Genomic DNA, 2308 nt, shown 5'->3' with positions numbered 1-2308 from the left:
GCCCGCGTCGGCCACCCCCAAGCCGCCGGCACCCCGCCCGGCCCCGCGGCCCCGGCCGCAGGCCCCGGGTCAGTCCGGCTGACCGACCTGATCACGCCGGCCCGGTTCCCCGCCGGGCCGCACGACGACGAGTCGCGCACGATCCGCGCGCGATGAGATGGACAAGGAGACACGGCAGCCATGCCGAAGAACAAGACGCACTCCGGTGCCAAGAAGCGCTTCCGGATCACCGGCAGCGGCAAGGTCATGCGTGAGCAGGCCAACGGCCGTCACCTCCTCGAGCACAAGTCGAGCCGTCGCACCCGCCGCATCGCCGGCGACGTCGTCGTCTCCGCCGCTGACACCCCGAAGATCAAGAAGCTGCTCGGCAAGTGACCCGTCCGGGGTCGCGACGAGCGATCCCGGGGCACTCGAGCCCTAGACAAGCAAGGAGCATCACGTGGCACGCGTGAAGCGGGCGGTCAACGCCCAGAAGAAGCGCCGGGCAACCCTCGAGCGCGCCAGCGGCTACCGCGGGCAGCGCTCGCGCCTCTACCGGAAGGCGAAGGAGCAGGTCACCCACTCCCTCGTCTACGCCTACCGCGACCGCAAGGTCCGCAAGCAGGACTTCCGCAAGCTGTGGATCCAGCGCATCAACGCGGCGTCGCGCGAGCAGGGCCTGACGTACAACCGCCTCATCCAGGGCCTCAAGCTCGCGGGTGTCGAGGTCGACCGTCGTGTCCTCGCGGACCTCGCGGTCAACGACGCGGCGGCGTTCAACGCCCTCGTCCAGGTCGCCAAGGACGCGCTGCCCGCCGACGTCAACGCGCCGTCGGCTGCGTGACGACTGCCTCGCAGCAGCACAGCACCTCCCCGGACGCCCGGCCGATGCCCGAGCTGACCAACCCCCGCGCCGAGCGGGTGAAGGCAGTGCGGGCGCTGGCCGGGCGTCCGGCGCGTGCGCGGTCGGGGCGGTTCCTCGTCGAGGGACCGCAAGCCGTGCGCGAGGCTGTGCGCGCCGAGCACGTGCGCGTGCGCGAGCTGTACGTCACCGACGCGGCCGCCGAGCGGTACGGCGAGATCGTGTCCGCCGCGGGTGGGCGGGGGGTCGTCGCCCGGACCGGCACGCCCGAGGTGCTCGACGCGATGAGCGCCGACGCGCAGGGCGTCCTCGCGGTCGCGGACCAGGTCGACGTCGGCCTGGACGACGTCGTCGCGAGCCGTCCGCGCCTGGTGGCGCTGCTCGCGCACGTCCGGGACCCCGGGAACGCCGGGACGGTCGTGCGGGCGGCCGACGCCGCGGGCGCCGACGCCGTCGTCCTGACGCGCGAGAGCGTCGACCTGCACAACCCCAAGGTGGTGCGCTCCACCGCCGGGTCCCTGTTCCACCTCCCGGTCGCGACGGGTGCCGACCTCGCGTCCGCCGTCGCGGCGCTGCGCGACCGCGGCGTGAGCGTGCTGGCGGCCGACGGCACGGGCGAGCACGACATCGACGACCTGCTCGACGTCGCGGGAGGCGCACCCGACGGCGTGCCGGACCTCGCGGCGCCGACCGCGTGGGTCTTCGGCAACGAGGCGTGGGGCCTGCGCGACGAGGACCGCGCGCTGGCGGACGCCGTCGTCCGTGTCCCGATCCGGGGCCGTGCCGAGTCCCTCAACCTCGCCACGGCGGCGACGGTCTGCCTCTACGCGAGCGCCCGCGCCCAGCGCTGACGTGCGGCATCCGCGCACAGCGCTGACGAGACGCGCCCGAGCCCAGCGGTGACGGGACGCGCCCGAGCCCAGCGCTGACGGGACGTGCCCGCGGCGCTGCGGTCGGGGCCGCGCTACTCTGCTCGTCCGCGGTCGGGCAGCCCGACCTCTGGTGATGGTCCCGGCGTACCGACGAACGCCGTCACGATGCCCTCTGCAGCACCGTCGTCCGCCCGCACACCCGGGGTCGCCGCCTCCGTCGACCCGATCCCGAGCCGTGCGGTGGCGCCATGAGGCTCTTCGCGGCCGTGTGGCCGCCCGACGACGTCCTCGACCACCTCGACCTCGCGCTCGCGACCGTCCGGGGCGGTCCGGCCGGGGCGTCGAGCGCGGTGCGCTGGTCCGCCCGCGAGACGTGGCACCTGACGGCGGCCTTCTACGGCGAGCTGCCCGACGGCGCCGTGCCGGGCCTGGTGGCCGACCTCGCCGCGGTCGCGCGGGACCGCGCACCGTTCACGCTGGCGCTGCGCGGTGCTGGCGTGTTCTCGCACCGGACGATGTGGGTCGGGGTCGGCGGGGACGTCCAGCAGCAGCGGCGGCTGAGCGGTGCGTGCGTCGACGCGGGTGTCGAGGCAGG

Annotated in this window: 4 protein-coding genes; all 4 read left to right on the top strand. The window is 74.9% G+C overall.

The genetic code is table 11. The annotated features are described in order from the left end of the window. Positions 1–180 precede the first annotated feature (180 nt). Positions 181–375 carry a 50S ribosomal protein L35 gene (rpmI, locus tag HGA02_RS16830; protein ID WP_013770804.1) on the top strand — a complete coding sequence of 65 codons (195 nt, stop codon included), beginning with the start codon at positions 181–183 and terminating at the stop codon, positions 373–375. 64 nt (positions 376–439) lie between these two features. Next, positions 440–823: a 50S ribosomal protein L20 gene (gene rplT, locus HGA02_RS16825; protein ID WP_124344182.1), complete on the top strand. Its 384-nt coding sequence runs from the start codon at positions 440–442 to the stop codon at positions 821–823. A gap of 44 nt (positions 824–867) precedes the next feature. Next, positions 868–1692 carry a TrmH family RNA methyltransferase gene (locus HGA02_RS16820; RefSeq protein WP_168680303.1) on the top strand — a complete coding sequence of 275 codons (825 nt, stop codon included), beginning with the start codon at positions 868–870 and terminating at the stop codon, positions 1690–1692. A 269-nt stretch (positions 1693–1961) separates the two neighbouring features. After that, the coding region (locus HGA02_RS16815; RefSeq protein WP_210728725.1) for a 2'-5' RNA ligase family protein at positions 1962–2308 on the top strand (347 nt) is incomplete at its 3' end.

Origin of the sequence: Cellulomonas septica, from assembly GCF_012396155.1 — a bacterium.
In the GTDB taxonomy this organism is placed as follows: Bacteria; Actinomycetota; Actinomycetes; order Actinomycetales; family Cellulomonadaceae; genus Cellulomonas; species Cellulomonas septica.
This window is presented reverse-complemented; position numbering and strand designations above follow the sequence as displayed.

Excerpts from the sequence above, each read along its gene's own strand:
- rpmI (WP_013770804.1), top strand. The coding sequence starts at position 181 with ATGCCGAAGAACAAGACGCACTCCGGTGCCAAGAAGCGCTTCCGGATC.
- HGA02_RS16820 (WP_168680303.1), top strand. The coding sequence starts at position 868 with ATGCCCGAGCTGACCAACCCCCGCGCCGAGCGGGTGAAGGCAGTGCGG.